Source organism: Kordia sp., assembly GCF_965283645.1.
GTDB lineage: Bacteria > Bacteroidota > Bacteroidia > Flavobacteriales > Flavobacteriaceae > Kordia.
The window spans coordinates 70,347-88,830 of sequence record NZ_CBDIPG010000001.1; the positions used below are offsets into that span (position 1 = coordinate 70,347).

18 protein-coding genes are annotated in these 18,484 nt (G+C 32.7%); 11 read left to right on the forward strand and 7 right to left on the reverse strand.

Annotated features, from left to right (window positions below):
- Positions 1-9: 9 nt before the first annotated feature.
- The 4 genes from ACQ654_RS00330 to ACQ654_RS00345 all read left to right on the forward strand — a co-directional run bounded on the left by ACQ654_RS00330 (position 10) and on the right by ACQ654_RS00345 (position 4,346).
- Positions 10-837, forward strand: coding sequence for an N-formylglutamate amidohydrolase (locus ACQ654_RS00330; RefSeq protein WP_430408312.1), 828 nt, complete (start codon positions 10-12; stop codon positions 835-837).
- Between the two features lie 15 nt (positions 838-852).
- Positions 853-2,010, forward strand: coding sequence for a flavohemoglobin expression-modulating QEGLA motif protein (locus tag ACQ654_RS00335; protein WP_430408313.1), 1,158 nt, complete (start codon positions 853-855; stop codon positions 2,008-2,010).
- Positions 2,011-2,300: 290 nt separating this feature from the next.
- A complete protein-coding gene (locus tag ACQ654_RS00340; protein WP_430408314.1) occupies positions 2,301-3,977 on the forward strand; it encodes a helix-turn-helix domain-containing protein in 1,677 nt (558 codons plus the stop codon).
- Positions 3,978-4,061: 84 nt separating this feature from the next.
- A complete protein-coding gene (locus tag ACQ654_RS00345) occupies positions 4,062-4,346 on the forward strand; it encodes a hypothetical protein (RefSeq protein ID WP_430408315.1) in 285 nt (94 codons plus the stop codon).
- Positions 4,347-4,465: 119 nt separating this feature from the next.
- Here the strand turns inward: ACQ654_RS00345 and ACQ654_RS00350 are convergent, their stop codons facing one another.
- Positions 4,466-7,387, reverse strand: coding sequence for a T9SS type B sorting domain-containing protein (locus ACQ654_RS00350; RefSeq protein ID WP_430408316.1), 2,922 nt, complete (start codon positions 7,385-7,387; stop codon positions 4,466-4,468).
- Positions 7,388-7,572: 185 nt separating this feature from the next.
- On the opposite strand from ACQ654_RS00350, the gene ACQ654_RS00355 reads away from it, so the two are divergent.
- Both ACQ654_RS00355 and ACQ654_RS00360 read left to right on the forward strand, forming a co-directional pair.
- Positions 7,573-8,433, forward strand: coding sequence for an alpha/beta hydrolase (locus ACQ654_RS00355; protein ID WP_430408317.1), 861 nt, complete (start codon positions 7,573-7,575; stop codon positions 8,431-8,433).
- On the forward strand, positions 8,434-9,234 hold the full coding sequence (locus ACQ654_RS00360; protein WP_430408318.1) for an alpha/beta hydrolase: 801 nt from the start codon (positions 8,434-8,436) through the stop codon (positions 9,232-9,234). It begins immediately after the preceding gene.
- A gap of 76 nt (positions 9,235-9,310) precedes the next feature.
- Here the strand turns inward: ACQ654_RS00360 and ACQ654_RS00365 are convergent, their stop codons facing one another.
- From ACQ654_RS00365 to ACQ654_RS00375, 3 genes are all read right to left on the reverse strand, one after another.
- Entirely contained in the window at positions 9,311-10,099 is a 789-nt protein-coding gene (locus tag ACQ654_RS00365; RefSeq protein ID WP_430408319.1) for a TerC family protein, read from the reverse strand.
- 2 nt (positions 10,100-10,101) lie between these two features.
- A complete protein-coding gene (locus ACQ654_RS00370) occupies positions 10,102-10,479 on the reverse strand; it encodes a hypothetical protein (protein WP_430408320.1) in 378 nt (125 codons plus the stop codon).
- 70 nt (positions 10,480-10,549) lie between these two features.
- On the reverse strand, positions 10,550-10,960 hold the full coding sequence (locus ACQ654_RS00375; RefSeq protein ID WP_430408321.1) for a helix-turn-helix domain-containing protein: 411 nt from the start codon (positions 10,958-10,960) through the stop codon (positions 10,550-10,552).
- 295 nt (positions 10,961-11,255) lie between these two features.
- Between ACQ654_RS00375 and ACQ654_RS00380 the strand changes: the two genes are divergently transcribed.
- The 3 genes from ACQ654_RS00380 (at position 11,256) to ACQ654_RS00390 (ending at position 15,691) form a co-directional block, all read left to right on the forward strand.
- Positions 11,256-12,395, forward strand: coding sequence for a M14 family metallopeptidase (locus ACQ654_RS00380; RefSeq protein WP_430408322.1), 1,140 nt, complete (start codon positions 11,256-11,258; stop codon positions 12,393-12,395).
- Between the two features lie 87 nt (positions 12,396-12,482).
- The gene (locus ACQ654_RS00385; protein ID WP_007093644.1) at positions 12,483-12,962 is read left to right on the forward strand and encodes an Lrp/AsnC family transcriptional regulator; all 480 of its coding nucleotides are present in this window, start codon (positions 12,483-12,485) and stop codon (positions 12,960-12,962) included.
- Positions 12,963-13,102: 140 nt separating this feature from the next.
- On the forward strand, positions 13,103-15,691 hold the full coding sequence (locus ACQ654_RS00390) for a phosphoenolpyruvate carboxylase (RefSeq protein ID WP_430408323.1): 2,589 nt from the start codon (positions 13,103-13,105) through the stop codon (positions 15,689-15,691).
- Positions 15,692-15,847: 156 nt separating this feature from the next.
- Here the strand turns inward: ACQ654_RS00390 and ACQ654_RS00395 are convergent, their stop codons facing one another.
- The 3 genes from ACQ654_RS00395 to ACQ654_RS00405 form a co-directional block, all read right to left on the reverse strand.
- Positions 15,848-15,970, reverse strand: a complete 123-nt coding sequence (locus tag ACQ654_RS00395; RefSeq protein ID WP_430408324.1) for a hypothetical protein — start codon at positions 15,968-15,970, stop codon at positions 15,848-15,850.
- Between the two features lie 61 nt (positions 15,971-16,031).
- A complete protein-coding gene (locus tag ACQ654_RS00400; protein ID WP_430408325.1) occupies positions 16,032-16,154 on the reverse strand; it encodes a hypothetical protein in 123 nt (40 codons plus the stop codon).
- Positions 16,155-16,523: 369 nt separating this feature from the next.
- Complete coding sequence (locus tag ACQ654_RS00405; protein WP_430408326.1) at positions 16,524-17,387, reverse strand: AraC family transcriptional regulator; 864 nt, start codon at positions 17,385-17,387, stop codon at positions 16,524-16,526.
- A gap of 94 nt (positions 17,388-17,481) precedes the next feature.
- Here ACQ654_RS00405 and ACQ654_RS00410 point away from each other — a divergent pair, with 94 nt between their 5' ends.
- Positions 17,482-17,835 carry a DUF983 domain-containing protein gene (locus tag ACQ654_RS00410; protein WP_430408327.1) on the forward strand — a complete coding sequence of 118 codons (354 nt, stop codon included), beginning with the start codon at positions 17,482-17,484 and terminating at the stop codon, positions 17,833-17,835.
- A gap of 134 nt (positions 17,836-17,969) precedes the next feature.
- On the forward strand, positions 17,970-18,482 hold the full coding sequence (locus ACQ654_RS00415; RefSeq protein ID WP_430408328.1) for a DinB family protein: 513 nt from the start codon (positions 17,970-17,972) through the stop codon (positions 18,480-18,482).
- Positions 18,483-18,484 lie beyond the last annotated feature (2 nt).

An 18,484-nucleotide genomic window follows, 5' to 3' on the forward strand; every position in this document is an offset into this window, starting at 1 on the left:
ACCAGTTACATGAAAAAACTTACCATAAAAGAAATTATCACCAAAATTGAAAATGGAGAACTGTTCAGAGCAGTTTCGTCAGATTATTCATTTACGATAAAAATTGACGCGTATGTTCCATATGCTTGCGGTGCTGTACACGACGGACATCAATTTAGACGCGAACTTTGGGAAAATTGCATACACACCGAATATGAACGTTGGTTTGAAGAAGATCCGGCTACGAGAGCAATGGTAAAAACACATCCAATCATAATTGCTGGAATGGATTCACGTTTTGAATACGATCTAAATCGAGCGCCAGAAAGTGCCATTTATGAAGACGCTTGGGGAAAACAACTTTGGCATAAACCGCTTTCGGAAGACATGAAACAGAAAAGTTTGGACAAACATGCAAACTTTTACAAAGTAGTACATGCGTTAATAGCGAAACTTGAAGAAAAATTTAACGCTTGTGTTATATACGACATGCATTCATACAATTGGAAACGTTGGGAACGTGAAGTGCCAACATTCAATTTAGGAACAGGAAATATAGACAATGAACGCTTTGGCGAATTTATAGAATCTTGGCGCAGAATGCTTTCCATGATTGAATTGCCAAATGATATCGTTTCTACATCAAAAATAAACGATACATTTCAAGGAAACGGCTACTTTTTAAAGTACATCACACAACATTTTAGCAACACTTTAGTTTTGGCAACCGAAGTAAAAAAGATATATTGCGACGAAATTAATCAAGTCATGTTCCCCGAAGTTGTAGCGGCTATTGAAAAACAGTTACGCCGCATGCTACCTAAACATGCAACTGCTTTTTACGCAAAACACAAATAAGAAGATTTTTTCAGGATGAATGATATTAATGTAGCGAGCAAAGTGCTTTTTGAAATAGACACTAACATTAACAATATTGTAAAAAAGATAGAGTTGTTGAGTTATGTCAACCCTATAAATATTGAAGAAGAAAAAGAAAAATTCTTCAAATCGAAATACTTAACAGATCCAAAATTCAAATATCCAGCTATGGATTTTGATCGTTTTCAATTGCATAGAGAACTCATTTCTCAACCGATAGAAAACATTGAAAATGAGTACACTAGAGAGTTGTATGAAGATACTATTTATGCCTATTCAGGATTAATTCAATGTATTCAAACAATTGGCACAAAACGAAAATTCTATTACAATAGTCTGCGTTCGTTTGGTACACCAACTGAACAAGATGTGGAAAATGCAAAATTTATTCTACATTTTGAAGAGGAAGACGAAAACGATGCACAGTTTCAGCCTAAATATTCTCCGAAAGAAGCAGCAGCACTTTTCCGAGCGTACTCAAAACAATACGATTTTTCATATCACATTAAATTTTCCAGAGATATGAGCGCCATTGCGATGGTTTTAAATAATATTAAGACATTGGTTATCAACGAAAATCATACCTTTTCAGATAATGAAATTGCAGTTTTGACCAATCATGAAATTGGCGTACATATGGTAACTACCATGAACGGATTGTTGCATCCGCTAAAAATATTCTCCAACGGATTTCCTAATTATGAAGAAACGCAAGAAGGTTTGGCAGTTTTTTCAGAATATATGAGCAATAATTTAACGGTAAAACGCTTAAAAGAATTGGCGTATCGTGTAATTGCTGTTGATAGTTTGGCAAAAGGATATTCGTTTTCGACAACTTTTCGAAAGTTTGTGAATACGTATGATTTAGACAAAGAAACAGCATTTAATATTTCGGTTCGTGCACATCGTGGTGGCGGATTTACCAAAGATTATTTATACTTATCAGGATTAAAAAAAGTGTATGATTATTACAAATCTGGAAAAGATATGAATACGCTATTGCGTGGTAAAATTACGTTAGACTATTTGGATAATATTGAATCCTTGGCAAAAAATGGTTGTGCAGTATCTCCAAAGCATATTACAGATTCATACAAGGAGAACAAAAACACAAACAAAACTGTTGATTTTATATTAGAAAACTTGAAATAACAATAGCGAAATTATTTTACCTATATTGTTTAAAGTGTAGTTACATCTTCAATAAAAAAAATCAAAGAATTAGAATAGTTTACAGGAATTATCGCTAGTTAAGTAACAATATATACCGAATTCATGCGTATAAGTGTATGAAGATTGTTTATATTGTTAATCTCTTATTTCAAAATCAAAACATGTTGAATTTAAAACAGAACCACTGTTCCCCATTTTTCAAAGTTTTTTTTCTACTATTCTATTTCTGCACAGTTTTTAGTGTATCTGCTCAAACGCAAACGGATTCCTTGACTACAAAATCGTATGATGAATTGACAAAAGCATATAAAAGCGCACTCAATTCTAATCGTGAAATGGCCTTAGAATACTCAAAAGCGGCGTATGTAGTTGCGCAAAAAGAGAAAGATACATTCAATATTGTATATGCGTTGTATAATTTGGCAGATGTAAAATCATATTTATCTAAAAATGTAGAAGCGTTAGACGATTTAGCAAAAGCAATAGAAATAGCAAAACAGCTAAACGATACTAATGTGTTATACGATTTGTACAACTTAAAAGGAATTATCGCTACTGATATGGGCGAATATTTAGAGGCATTAGACGCTTATATTATATCTAAAGAGTATGCAATACTAGCAAATAACGAGCTGAGCAAAACTGCGGCTTCAATTAATATCGGATTTATCAAAAAGTTGAATCATGATTATGAAGAGTCAATTTCAATATTTAAAGAAAATCTAGAAATAATTGATCAGATGGATCTTGATTCTGTGAAAAAAAATCATAACAAACGATTTTTATATATCAATCTGTCTGATGCGTATTTGCGCATGAAAGAACTAGGTGCAGTGGAAGATGATTACATCAAAGAAGCTACATATTACAATGATTTGGGATTACAAATTAGCTCAAAAACTAAAAATACGGGTCAATACTATGGTTTTCTAATCAACAAAGCCATCATTCATTTTGAAAAAAATGAATATGAGAAAAGTATCAAACTTGCAACTGAAATAAAAGAACATGCACTAAATACAAAAGATACAGTGTCATTAGGAACAATGTATTATTATATTGGGAAAAATTATCATTCGCAAGGAAAGCATGAAAAAGCGATTGAAAATTTGGAAAAATTCTATGAAATTATCCAAAAATCACAAAAAAAATACTCTAACGAATATCAACTACACTTTTTATTGGCATTGAGTTACTCAGAAGTAGGAATGCGTAAAAAATTCTATTTTCATCTTAATGAACATAACCGATTGCAAGATGAAAAGGAAAAAGAAAGCATAAAGGTAGTTTCGGACATTCATACCAAATATGATCTTCCTTCAATGAAGGATGAACTGGAAAAAATTGAAAAAGAATATGAAAAGCAAGAGATCCGTAAAAAATGGTTGTATGGTATTTCGGGTTTTTTAATTATCGTATTAATTGGAGTTTTCTTTTTTTACAAACTAAAAGTAAAACGAATTCAAAAAAGGGTAGAAGCAGTATTACAAAAAGTAGTTGCTCTTGAAAATGAACAAGAAGCGCAAAAACAAGAAAAGGATAAAACGATTGCAACTTCTAGCGTTTCAGAAAAAGTTACAGACGAAAAAGCAGCATTATTATTAGAAAAGTTAGCGGAATTTGAAAAACAAGAAGAATATTTATCAGTAGATTGTAGTTTGACTTTTGTAGCTGAAAAATTAGCATCTAATACTTCCTATGTTTCCAATGTAATCAATAATTATAAACATAAAACATTTAAAGTATACATTACCGAATTACGAATCAATACGGCGTTAATTCGTTTGAAGAATGATGAAAAACTACGCTCATATACCATAAAAGCAATTGCCGAAGAATTTGGATTTAAACGACAAGAAACGTTCTCAAAAGCATTTAAAGCGCAAACAGGAATTTACCCTTCACAATACCTTAAAAAGCTACGAGAAGATTTAGAAATTGATTGATAGTTTATAAACCATCAATGTTAATCCCTTGAAAATACTCATATTTTTAGTTTATTTACACTAGAAACATTAAACTGTATTGCAATGAAAAAACAAAATATACCTTCTTTACTATTGAAGAAAAATAAAATTTCAAACCTTACTAGATTATCAAACCTTGTTGGCGGATCAGAAACAGTAACGTTTCCTTCAGAAGAATTTCCTTCGCATAATCAAACAGCTCTAACACACTGCGGAACCTGTACGGAATGTATTTCACATAGGCCAAATGAATGTGGAACCAATGACACAATTAGAAGCTTAGGAAATGTTACAATGAATGCAATAAAAACTACAACGAACATGGGTTCAAGAGATGATAATTGTTAATCAAGAACTGTATAAAGAAAGAAGCAATCTGTAAATTAACAACTTAAGTTTTATAGATTGCTTTATTTCATTCGCAATGACGACTTTTTAGATAGTTTTTTTTCTTGGTAAGAAGTTACTTATCGTTTTAATGTAAAATGTCCTTTGTAAGTCTGATTATTACTTGGTCTCTCAACCATAAACCAATAATCGGATGAAGGCAATTGCTTTCCATGAAACGTTCCGTCCCAACCTGTGGATTCAGGTTTTAAAATGGTTAACAATTTTCCATAGCGATCAAAAATATGAATGCGTAAATCTAGTTCATATTCTGATGAAATAATTTGCCAATAATCATTATATCCGTCATTATTTGGTGTGAAAAAACTTGGGTAAAATAATAAGTTTACTTCTTCACTCACAACGCCACAACCATTTTTATCTCGTACGTATACTGTAATGCTTCCCGCTAGTAAATCATTGAAAATAGAGCTATCTTGATAATTTACACCATCAATTGAATATTCATAATCGCCAATTCCTTCAACAAAAACTTCTAGTTGATTGTTATTAAAAGTCCAATCTTGTATCTCAATATCAGTTATAATTGCTTCGTCTGACGCTATAACGCGAAAAGTTTGTGTATTGCTACAACTTACAGCAGGCGTGGAAGCGTAATTGGTACTAACTGTTACGGTGTATAATCCAGCTTCTGTAATGGTAATATCTTGTGTCGTTTGTCCTGTATTCCAATTATACTCATCGTATCCTGCATCTGCACTAATTACAATACTTTCATTTGTACATACATATGCTGTAATTTCGTTAGTATTCACGTTTGGAACGTCTTTAACTTCAATAAAAAACGAAGTTGTATCGTAACAATCGGTTTCGATATCATTTTCAATTCGGACAAAAATTTCTTGCGGATTTGTATCATTTGCAAAACTTGTAGCAATTTCATTCACACGAGTATCTGCATCTGCTTGTGAAGTATAATAATTAATAGAAAACCCACCAGTTTGACCGTTTGCTACGAATTCATTTTGTACAGCTAAATCGAATACTTCGGTGTTATCATTGCTAACATCATCACAAATAATCAAGTCACTAACGGCGTTTGCAATATATTGTGTTTCCAATGATAACATAAAATTTACTATTGTAAAACAAGCTGTATTTTGACGATTTTGTTTTCTGGCATATATTGTTTGAGAAGCATTTACAAGCAAATAATTTGTTGACAACCTGTTGGTGTCATTGGTTGCATCTGTTATATTTTCATAATAAAATACATCAAAAAGGCTACTACTTTGCGTTCCTAACACTTGATTAGAAAACGATGCTAAGTTTATAAATTCTTGTGCATCATTTAGTTCATCACAAATATGAATATCCGAAATCACTTCTGCAGTCGGACTTTCGTACACAATTAAATCAAAACTTGTAATTGCAAAACAATTTGGATTATCAGTATATGCAATTTTTACAAAAATTTCTTCTGGATTACTCGTATTCATATAGTTTGTAGACAATACATTTTCTGTAGTTTCAGCATCTTCAAAACTTGTGTAATACGAAATGGTAAATGCATCACCAACAGCTTGTCCGGCACTGACTTCCGCATCTTTGGTTGTTAAATCGAAAAGCGCAACACCATCATTTAAAATATCATCACACACTACATAATCAGAAACTGTATTGGTAATAAGTGGATTGCTAATAACAACAGTTGTTGTATTGGTTTGTGAGTACGTTCCAGAGTTTACGGTAACCGTAACTTCATAAGTTCCTGTTGTCATGTAGGTATGTGTTGGATTTTCGAGCGTAGATGTTACTCCATCTCCGAAATCCCATAAAATTGAAGTTATATTTTCAATATTTACACTAGGTAAAAACGATGTAGCTTCACCAAAACATGTATTTTCAACAGTAATACTCACTAAGAATAATGATTGTATAAATGGCGGCAAACCTTGTCTGGAAATTCCGGAACCTAAATTTACACCTTCATTTACATAATCAGCCGCCGTTCCGTCAGCCTCTGGATTGTTTATGACACCAAGATAATTTTGGCTAGGTCTGGCATAATAAATTTTCCCATCGATGGCCAATTGTAATCCAGCTCTACGTTCTACAGCCGAATGTAGTTGTACTTTTGTAGCATTTATATCTGTTGCCGTCAAATCAAATTGATGTAAATATGTGGTTGTAACTGTGTATTGCCCAGAAGACACGTACATTTTTTCTGAACTAGGAGAAAACTCAGCACAATACGGTGCATTTTCGGTGATTAGTTGTGTAATTTCAGGACTTACCATTCCTGTAACACTGTCAAAATTATGCAAACATACATGTAATTGATTTTGATTGCATAGCGCAATTTTTGTTCCGTCAGGAGAAATTTTCAAATAACCTCTACCGTCTGCAGTAGCACAACCATCATAAGTAGATCGTACGGCATTTATGTTAATTCCGGCAGTTGTAATGTGGTATGCATGAAACGTGTCATAATCAAACTCGATATTACCTGGAAACGAAGCATAACTCACTACCCAATATCCATCATTTTCATCACTTACAGCGGCTATTTTTTCAGCGCTTGCCGCTAATAATAGTATGTTTTTCTGACTTGGAATAATATCTCCATTTCCAGCATTTAGCGTTAAATCTAAGACACTATAAAACAAACCACCTCCATCAGTGTTTTGATCTACGGAAAAAATATAATACTTGTCAGTATCATCAGGAAACGGCACAATAATTCCAGATTGTGAACTTGATGGATTTCCTTGTAATCCAAACCCATTGGGCATAATGTCATGATTTTTATCCCAAACTGTAATTCCATCAGTATAAAATAATAATTGTCCGTCAGCATTGGAAATTGTTGCACAACCTTCAAATGTTTCAAGTTGTCCGTCAGTGATAGCAACAGGAGTTCCGCTATTAAAATCCAAGCCAGCATTATCTCCAAAATACCAAATGTTAGTTTGTCCTTGTGAAAAAGAATAAAGAAAACTAACTATAGTAAAAACGAAAAGTAAAATTTTTCTTTTCATGCGGTATTTATTACTCGAAAAATAAATTAAAATGTGCAGTAATCAAAATCTTAGGACGAATAGTAAAGTTACCACATTTTTATGAAATTTCCTTTTCATTGTAATTTGTTGTTTGTGAAAAATTTAATAACATCAGATACTCGGAAAGTTTTCCTATCTTAAAGCTTTAAAATAGCACTACATATATGTCGTATTGGGCAATTGGAATCGTAATTTTTATTTTCATTTATATCTTAGCAAATGTAATTTTATACTTTTTGCAAGAACGTTTTATTTTCAAAGCTGAAAAACTGCCAAGTGATTTTAAATTTGATTACGAAAATCAACTTTTTGATGAATACAATATTGAAGTTGATCCTGGTGTAAATATTAATGGAATCCATTTTAAAGTTCGAAATCCAAAAGGTGTTGTGTTGTACTTAAAAGGAAACTCAAGAAGCATCAAAGGTTGGGGAAAATTTGCGGTAGATTTTACACGACATGGTTTTGATGTATTAATGGTAGATTATCGCGGCTATGGAAAAAGTACTGGAAAACGCACAGAAGCTGGCATTAAGAAAGATTTGCAATATGTGTACGATCGGCTAAAGGAACAAGTAGACGAGAAGTATATTACGTTGTATGGAAGATCATTAGGTTCAGGTTTTGCAACGAAATTGGCATCTAGCAATAATCCGCGGTTGCTCATATTAGATGCGCCTTATTACAGCGTAAAACACATTACAAAACGGTTTTTACCCATTATGCCAATGTCGTTAATATTGCGATTTCCTGTAAAAACGTATCGTTGGATTGAATATGTAAAATGTCCGATCAAAATAATTCATGGTACAAGTGATAAATTAATTCCGTTCAAAACGAGCGTGAAATTATCTAAAATCAACCCAACTTGGACACGTTTATATCCTGTAATTGATGGCGGACACAACAATTTGCATACATTTCCACAATACCATCGTTTTTTAGAAGAAATATTACATTCAGAATTACCAAAAGAAATAGATCCGCTAACCTCAAGTTTGAGTTTTAGACGAAAAAAACAATAAATGAAGCGTTTAAAAACAGTAGGTATTAGTATCATTGCACTTTATTTAGTGATCTTATTTATGTTACTCAATTTTCAAGAAAAACTTATATTTAGAAGTCAAACGTTGCCACAAAACCATGTGTTTACGTCAGTTGTTCCGTTTGGTGAATTATTTCTGAAAGCTTCTGATGGCGCCGTTTTAAACGGATTGCATTACAAACAAGAACAACCAAAAGGTGTGCTTATCTATTTTCATGGAAATGCACAAACGTTGGAATATTGGGGAAAATGGGCAGAAGAATTATCCAAACGATACCAATACGATGTTGTACTAATGGATTATCGTGGATTCGGAAAAAGTACAGGAAAACGTAGTTTTGACGCTATGTTAGCAGACGGAATGCTGTTTTATGACTATTGCAAAACGAAATTTCCGGAAGAACAAATTACAATTTTTGGACGTTCGCTTGGTGGTGCATTTGCGACACATGTTGCCACAAAAACGAATTCGAAACGGTTGGTATTGGAATCTACATTTACGAGTGTTTATGAAATTGCAAGCAAACGATTTTGGTTTTTACCATTAAACTGGTTGTTGAAATATCCTTTTCAAAACGATCAAAATATTCAACAAATTTCAATTCCAACTTACTTTATTCATGGAACGGAAGATGCTGTTGTTCCTTATGAACACGGGAAAACACTCTATGAAAAGTCGGGTAGTGGTACTAAAAAACTCTATACCATTCAAAATGGAATGCATAATGATTTGGTAAATTATCCAGCGTATTTTGAAGCACTTGATGAAATTTTAAAATAATAGCATAAATAGTTTTAGCTACGCTATGCTTTTTATCAATTTGATTAATATGCTTCCCTAAAACCTAAAGAACCGATTAACCTTTCTTCCTCGCTGCACGTAAATTCAAAAATTCTACCATTAATGAGAAGGCAATCGCAAAATATAAATATCCTTTCGGAATAGCGCCAACAGACTGATTAAACACTTTTAAATGTGAAATGTGCGCCGCTTCTGCTATCAACATAAATCCAATAAGTATTAAAAATGACAATCCTAATATTTGAATTGAAGGATTTTTATTGACAAAACTCCCAACAGGATTCGCAAACAACATCATAATAATCACAGAAATTACTACAGCAATAATCATAACAATCAACGCATCAGTTGGATTTGAAGAAATTCCGTTTGTCATACCAATTGCGGTCAAAATAGAATCAAAGGAAAAGACAATATTAATCATGGTAATCTGAACAATAGCTTTAGTTAAGGTGGTAGAACGGTGGTTTTTTACTTCCCGTTCATCATGCTCACGGTCAACTACTTTTTCATGAATTTCCTTGGTGCTTTTATACAAAAGAAAAATTCCTCCAAAAAATAAAATCAAGGCTTGCCAGCTAATTCCGCCAGAAACCCAACTCTTATTAATATGCCAAAAAGGAGCTTTCATTGCCACTAAAAAGGAAATACCAAATAGGAGCACAATACGCATAATCATTGCCAATGCCAAGCCTATATTGGTTGCTTGCTTGCGTAACTTATCGGGCAACTTTCCAGCGGCAATTGAAATAAAAATAATATTATCAATTCCGAGAACAATTTCTAATAGTGTCAGCGTTACAATAGCCGCCCAAACATCTGGATTCGAAAAAAGCTCAAACATATCTATTTAATTTTTGTAACCGTACCGCGTTTTTTAGTTTTCTGATCTTCTAACAGTGAATATTCTAACAAATACGTGTTTTCAGTAGTTGAAATAATTTTCATCTGAATAGGTTTGCTATCCACAAAATCAATCGGACGTAATTTTCTGCCAATAAATTCACACTCATTTACCCAACGAATGGTAAATGTATCAATCTTATTATCATAATAGTCAATACTCAATGTATCTGTACGGACAGACCTTCCCGTTTTTGTTTCGCCATTAATCTCATACGTAAACTCAAAAGTTCCCGTTTGAAAATCTTTACAATTTCGTTCTACAGAATAGCAAGAAGTCAAAAGTAGGGCAAGGCAAGTGATAAAAAAGAAATTTTTCACCGATTGTAGTTTTAAAATGAATAGTGCTACAAAGAAACTAAAAATTTAAGTTGGTTAAAAAGGAATCCTGTTATTTTTGATATGCGTCAAAAGTTCCGTCTGTATAAAAAATAACAATCTTATCTATTGTTTTGCCATTCGACTGAATTGTGGAAACAACTTTTTCTTCCAACGGCAATGATTGTTGTGTGACTTGTTTTTCAATTTTTGATGTCGAAATTGGAGGAGAAGTTGACTCAATTTTTTCTTGAATAATTTTAGGAAAACTTCCTTTTCCATTCAATAACCAATACAATTCAACTTCGGGAAAAGCTGTCAAAATTTTCATTACAAACTCTAAACTTGGCTTGTTTCTGCCAGAAATAATATGCGAAATACTCGAACGCTGTACACTCAGTTTATCTGCAAAAGCAGAAGCCGAAAGTCCATAATAATCAATGATTTTTTTGAGTCTTTTAGAAAAATCAGTTGTGTTTATCATTGTAAACAAGTATTACCGAATTAATATGTTTACAAAAGTAAATAGTTTATACTGTTTAAACAAATAAACAATGTTAATTCAATGTGAGTGATTATAAATTACTTTAAGTAAACGTATTTAAGTATCTGAAAATATATAAGTTAACATATATTAAGTGTCTATCAATTAAATCGTAGCCATTTTGCGTGGAACATATGCGCATACTGTTTACATTACTAAACAACAACGTTGATAAAAGCTGTTTACATTTGTAAATAAAATAGTGTTTACATTTGTAACTCGTAACAACGCATATATGTATACACATCATTTAGCGAATTGGTATCGCAATCATTTTGAAACATCTTTACAAGGACGTTATATTACACTAAATCATATTTCTCCATTATTGGAAAAATTGCCAAAGAAATTTTCTGTAACACAAATTGGTGTTTCTGTTTTGCAACGTCCTATCCATTCCCTAACGATTGGGAATGGTTCCAAAAAAATATTGATGTGGTCACAAATGCATGGAAACGAATCGACGACAACAAAGGCTGTTTTTGACTTGTTAAACTTCTTAAATGAACCTTCCGATATAGTAAATACTATTTTGAATGAATGCACAATTTGTATCATTCCAATGTTAAATCCGGATGGATCTGAAGCATATACGCGTGTAAATGCTAATGAAATTGACTTAAATCGTGATGCACAAACACAAACACAGCCCGAAAGTTTAGTGTTAAGAAGTGTATATGACACGTTTCAGCCTGATTATTGCTTCAATTTACACGGACAGCGAACCATTTTTAGTGCGGGAAATCATGATAAATCGTCTATCATATCATTTCTAACGCCGTCTGAAGATGAAAAACGATCTATTACACCAACTCGTGAAAAAAGCATGGAAATCATTGTAAAAATGAACGAAATGCTACAAAAGCTCATTCCAAGCCATATTGGGCGGTATGATGATGGTTTCAATATAAATTGTGTTGGCGATACGTTTCAAGCACTTGGAACGCCAACCATATTATTTGAAGCTGGACACTTTCCGCACGATTATCAACGCGAAAACACACGCGAATTGATCTTTTATGCCCTAATAGAAGCAATTCAATACATAACTTCAACTGAAATTACAGGAAAATTTACAGCAGCATATTTCGAAATTCCCGAAAATGAAAAACAACATTATGACATCATTCTAAAAAACTTACAAACGGACCAAAACGAAACTTTTGATGTAGGTGTGATGTATAAAGAAATCCTAAATCAAGGTAAAATTGACTTTGAACCGTATATTGAAGACAAAAAAATGCTAAAAAAATCGTTCGGACATAAAATCATTGATTTTCAGAACACAAACGCTCAGAGTTCTATATTTCAATCGTTTTCGTTAGAAATTGAGGTTAACGAATTTTTAAGAATATTCAATAAAATTGACAATTAGTTAACATATCTTCTGGTATTTTATGCATTATTATTCGATTTTTTTTGTTTTTTTTGCATTATCTTTAAAAAATAATATAAGATAATCATGGCAAAATTTAGGTTAGATGAAGTAGATCATCAGATATTAGACATGCTGATTGAGAACACTAGAATTCCATTTACAGACATCGCAAAGAAACTTTTAATCTCAGCAGGAACTGTTCATGTTCGTGTAAAAAAATTAGAAGAAGCAGGAATTATTAAAGGTTCTTCGTTAACATTAGACTACCAAAAACTAGGGTATTCGTTTATCGCATATGTTGGTATTTTCTTAGAGAAAACATCACAAACAAAATTTGTATTAAATAGAATTCACGAAATTCCATATATCACGGTTGCGCACATTACAACAGGTAAATTCAATATTTTCTGTAAAGTGCGAGCAAAAAACACGAAACATGCAAAAGATATCATCTTTATGATTGATGATATTGAAGGCGTTTCGCGTACGGAAACAATGATTTCATTGGAAGAAAGTATCAACGACAAAAACCGCTTGATGCATTCAATCTTTAATGATTTATAACGAAAAATGAACGTATAGCATAAAACCCTTGCATGTTTCGTGTGAGGGTTTTTTTATTACTTGAACTCATCTTGATGAAAATCAAACGCTTAAGCGAATAGCTTTTATATAAAAAATCACCAGTAAAATACCGAAAAACAATGTCTCGCAAGCCAAAATTAGAACGTTTCAAAGAAAATGTATCTTCAAAATATCAAATCTACAATAGTATTTTCATGACATTACCTTTTGATGGAATCTCAAATACAGGCGTTTTATTGCCGTTATTTAGTGAGATTTGTGAAAAAGAATATGCTTTAGATAAAAATCCGTCAGAAATTGTACAAAAGTTTTTTGATCGTTATGTGGAAAAAGATAAAACAGAAGCCGAAAAAATAGATTTGCTATTTCGTTTTATTCAATACATAGAACGCCAAGTAGTATTATTTGATGCTGTTGAAGATGCTTCATTTGCAATTGTAAACAACATGGATGGACGTGGAACACTACGAAACATCAAAGAAGAAGCAGAGGAGAAGCAAAAGCTAGAAGCACTCAAAAACTATTTAAAACACTTTAAAATTCGTCCCGTATTAACAGCGCATCCAACACAATTTTATCCTGGACAAGTTTTGGGGATCATTACAGATTTAGCACAAGCTATTGAAAAAAATGATTTGTTAGCAATAAAAAAATTACTGGCGCAACTTGGAAAAACACCATTCTTCAAAAAAGAAAAACCAACACCTTATGATGAAGCAGTTAGCCTAATTTGGTACTTAGAAAACGTTTTCTATCATTCGGCAAGCAAAATATACAACTACATACAGCAAAACATATTCAAAGACGAAGAAATTGGCAATCAAGTAATCGATTTAGGTTTTTGGCCTGGTGGCGATAGAGATGGAAATCCGTTTGTAACTACTGAAATTACTTTAAAAGTAGCAGAACGCTTGCGTAGCACAATTTTACTAAACTATTATAGAGACATTCGTAAACTAAAGCGTAGACTCACGTTTGACGGCGTAGAAAAGCGTTTAGCGCACTTAGAACGTATGTTGTATGATAATGTGTATTTGCGAAAAGAAGAAGGAATGCTGTCGCTTATTACGTTTGAAGAAGAATTAAAAGCGATAAAAACGATGATTGTTGAAAAACATCAATCGTTATTTGCTACGGAAATGGATGATTTAATCAATAAAGTAAAATTATTTGGTTATCACTTTGCAATGTTAGACATTCGTCAAGATTCAAGAGTGCATCAAGGTGTGTTTGAAAACATTGTTGATGTCATGAAATCGAAAGGAAATGCTTTATTTTCAGAAGATTATGCCAAAGCAACTGCTGAAGAAAAAGTGAAAATGCTCACGGAAATTTCAGAAGTCATTCAACCTGAATACTTTGAGGAGGAAATTACAAACTCAACAGTTTCGTCAATTTATGCTATGAAAACCATTCAAAAACGTAATGGTGAACGCGGCGCAAATCGGTATATAATCAGTAACAATCAATCAGCGGTTCATGTAATGGAAGCGTTTACAATGTTGCGTTTATGCGATTGGAAACAACCAGTTGTTGATGTTTCTCCTTTGTTTGAAACTGTTCCAGATTTGCAAGCGGCACAAGCTGTAATGCGAACATTGTACACAAATGAAGCATATGCGGCGCATTTAAAACGTCGTGGAAACAAGCAATACATCATGTTAGGTTTTTCTGACGGAACAAAAGATGGTGGATATTTAATGGCGAATTGGAGTATTTTTAAAGCAAAAGAAGAACTTACTACAATTTCTCGCGAATTCGGAATCAAAGTTATCTTCTTTGATGGTAGAGGCGGACCACCAGCGCGTGGAGGCGGAAAAACGCATCAATTCTATGCATCATTAGGAAGTACGGTGGAAGATGAAGAAATTCAATTAACAGTGCAAGGACAAACAATAAGTTCCAACTTTGGAACCTTGGAATCGTGTCAATACAACTTAGAGCAATTGTTGAGTTCGGGAATCTCAAATGAAATATTTTCAGATGCTACCGCAGAATTTTCGAAAGAAAGTAAAGAAACAATGGAAAAGCTAGCATCGGTAAGTTACGACACGTATGTTGCATTTAAAAAACATCCGATGTTTTTACCATATTTGGAGCGAATGAGTACGTTAAAATATTATGCGAAAACAAATATTGGAAGTCGCCCATCCAAACGTTCGAAGTCTAAAGAGTTCAATTTCTCAGACTTACGTGCCATTCCTTTTGTGGGAAGTTGGAGTCAGTTGAAGCAAAACGTTCCAGGATTTTATGGTGTTGGAACGGCATTGGAGCACATGGAGAAAAATGGTGAATTTGATCAAGTAATAAATCTATATGAAAATTCAGCTTTCTTCCGAACATTGCTTGAAAATAGTATGATGAGCTTAACGAAGTCTTTCTTTAAGTTAACCGCTTACATGAAAGAAAATGAGGAATTTGGTGAATTTTGGACGATTATTTTTGAAGAATACGAACGCACAAAACGTATGTTGTTAAAATTAACAGGATATGAAGAATTAATGGAAAATCAACAAGCTGGAAAAGCGTCAATTCACGCACGTGAAAAAATTGTATTGCCATTATTGACAATTCAGCAATACGCGTTACGTAAGATTCAAGAATTGCAAAAAGATCCTGAAACAAACGAGGCGGAATTAAAAACCTTTGAAAAAATGGTAACACGTTCGTTATTCGGAAACATTAACGCGAGTCGTAATTCGGCGTAACTTCGACAAGCGCAGCTGCTGTTTAAATCGCTTCGCTGTTTGGATTGTTAGATTAAATACTATAAATTTTTAGAATATAAAAACACTCAAACCAATTGTATTTCAATTCGTTTGAGTGTTTTTGTTTACTATAGTTTATTTAATGAAGCAATTTGATTATCCGTCACCGTCATTTGAAATAGTGCCTAAAGTGGAAATAGGAACATCTTCACTAGTGTTTCCTCCAACAATTTTTATTGTTGTCACATTTTGTAATTCAAATTTTCTGAACTTTTCCATAAATTTTCTGATTTTTAAATTAATTAATAGTAGTTAAACTTATTACGTTGAATAAGGTTGATTATCCATCACCTTCATTTGTAATAGTACCTAAAGTGGTAATAGGGACATCTTCACTTGTGTTTCCTCCAACAATTTTTGTTGTTGTAATAGTTGTCAATTCAAATTTTTTAAATTTTTCCATGAATCATCTGATTTTAAAGTTACTAATGATCAAATATTAATAAAAAAGTTAGTTTATAATAATAAAGCTTACCGCGATTCCGTGAATTATAGTTGATAAAACCTTTTTTATTATCGCTGACAATCAATTGGTTATGGTTTTTTAGATATAAGTTAAATTCAGTTAATAAGAACTTGTGAATCTACTAAAATAGCTTGTTGTTTTACTTGTATTTCCCAGCGCTAGAGTTAGTTTTTAACTCGCTAATAAAAAAACTATAAGTATTCGTGAATTCGTGGCGAAACTTCTCGATACAATTTTCTATCGAAAATCACTTGAAATGACCTTTGTGACTTTAAAAAAGTGTAGTTTCTAACAATCTTAATAAGTCTAAAAAACTGAACTGCGGAAACTTGAAGCAGTTTGATTCGTTTTTTGCTTAAACAATCGTGAAAAATAGGAGTAATCTTCAAATCCGAGACGATTGGCAATTTCGTTTACAGACAATTCAGGCGTTAATAATAACCGTTTTGCTTCTAAAATGATTCTATCTGTAATTACTGTTGTAGCAGTTTTTTGTAATGTTTCTTTACAAATCCGATTCAAATGTTTTAGTGTAATATTCAATTTTTCGGCATAAAATGAAGGTTTCTTTTCATGTTTGTAAAACTGTTCAAGGAATACTTCAAAGTTTCGTAAAATACTGTGAGAACGCTTGATTTGCAACTGTGTAGATGTGACGTAATGACGTGATAATTCAATGTATATTAAATCGAGTAAACTCAAAACTGCATGTTCCCGAAACAACTCTTTTGAGTGAAATTCTTTCAAGATCAATTTAAAAAAAGAACTTAAAATTTCAATTTCTTTAGTGTTTACATGTAATTCAGGTGTATTATAGCTAGAAAAGTAAAACGGATAATCATTCACTTGCTTATGTCTGAAATGTACATTGTAAAATTCTTTCGAATGAAATAAAATATATCCATCAATATCTTTTGATAAATTCCAATGATGCATTTGTCCAGGTTGCAATACATATACGCTTCCAGGTTCAATTTTAAATGTATTAAAATCGACAACATGTGTTCCTGTTCCTTTTGTGAATAGTACAACTAGGTGAAAATCATGTCGATGTGGTTTCTCAATAAAAGGATGTGCTCGCAAATGATCTTTAAAACGATTGCAGTACAAGTGTTTGCTAGAATCTTCTTCTTTAAACTGCGAAATATTATAAACAGGAAGTAATTGCATATTATATATAAATGTCCTTTTTGTGCTAATTAATGCGAAAATACAAACTTTATTTTAAAGAACTGATTTCTAATTTTGTATAAAAATAGAAAACATGGGAAATGCCATACGAAATATCTATAACGGAACATGTCCGAGTTGTAATAAAGGCAAGATTTTTGAAAAAAATGGATTGCTTTGTAAGATGAGAATGCCCAAGATATATGACAATTGTACAGTTTGTGGGCATAAGTTTGAAAAGGAGCCAGGCTATTTTTATGGAGCTATGTATGTCAGTTACATGCTAACGGTTGCACAAGCAATTGCGGTCTATTTTATATTGGCGTATGTATTTCAATTTGACAATAATTTTCAAATATTTCTAATGATTGCCGCAACAATGATTGGTTTGTCTTTTTTTAACATGCGGATTTCCAGAACTATATGGATTCATTTGTTTAAAAGTTAGTGTTTGGTATTCAGGTATAAGCAGTGAGTTTCTGATAATTGAATTATAAGAATCTTTCAATTTTCAATCAAATAATAGTATCTTCGACACTCGAAAAATTAAAAAAATCGATAACCAAAAATCGCAAATACGTTATGATCTCATATCCAGAAGCTACTGAGTACAACCCATATTATGGGCAATATATTCAACATTTAAAAGGCGAAAATGTACTAGAATCTTTAGTGAAAGGTGTGGACGAAGTAAACGACTTAATGGCGTCTTTAACAGAAGAGCAACTGCAAAGTACGTATGCTGAAGGAAAATGGACAATAAAAGAAGTGTTACAACACATCATGGATACAGAGCGAATTTTTTGCAATAGAGCGTTGCGTTTTGCGCGAAATGACAAAACGGAGTTGCCAGGTTACGAACAAGATGAGTATGTTCCTTTTTCTGGAGCAAACGAGCGAAATAGTATGCTAATGTTGCGTGAATACAACGCAATTCGTCAAGCAACAATAACCATGTTTCAATGTTTTACAGATGAAATGTTTGCCAGAGTAGGAGTTGCCAGTGGAAGTAACATGTCTGTTCGTGCTATTGCGCACGTTATTACAGGTCATGAGCGTCACCACATGAACGTACTAAGAGAGCGTTATTTGTAAAA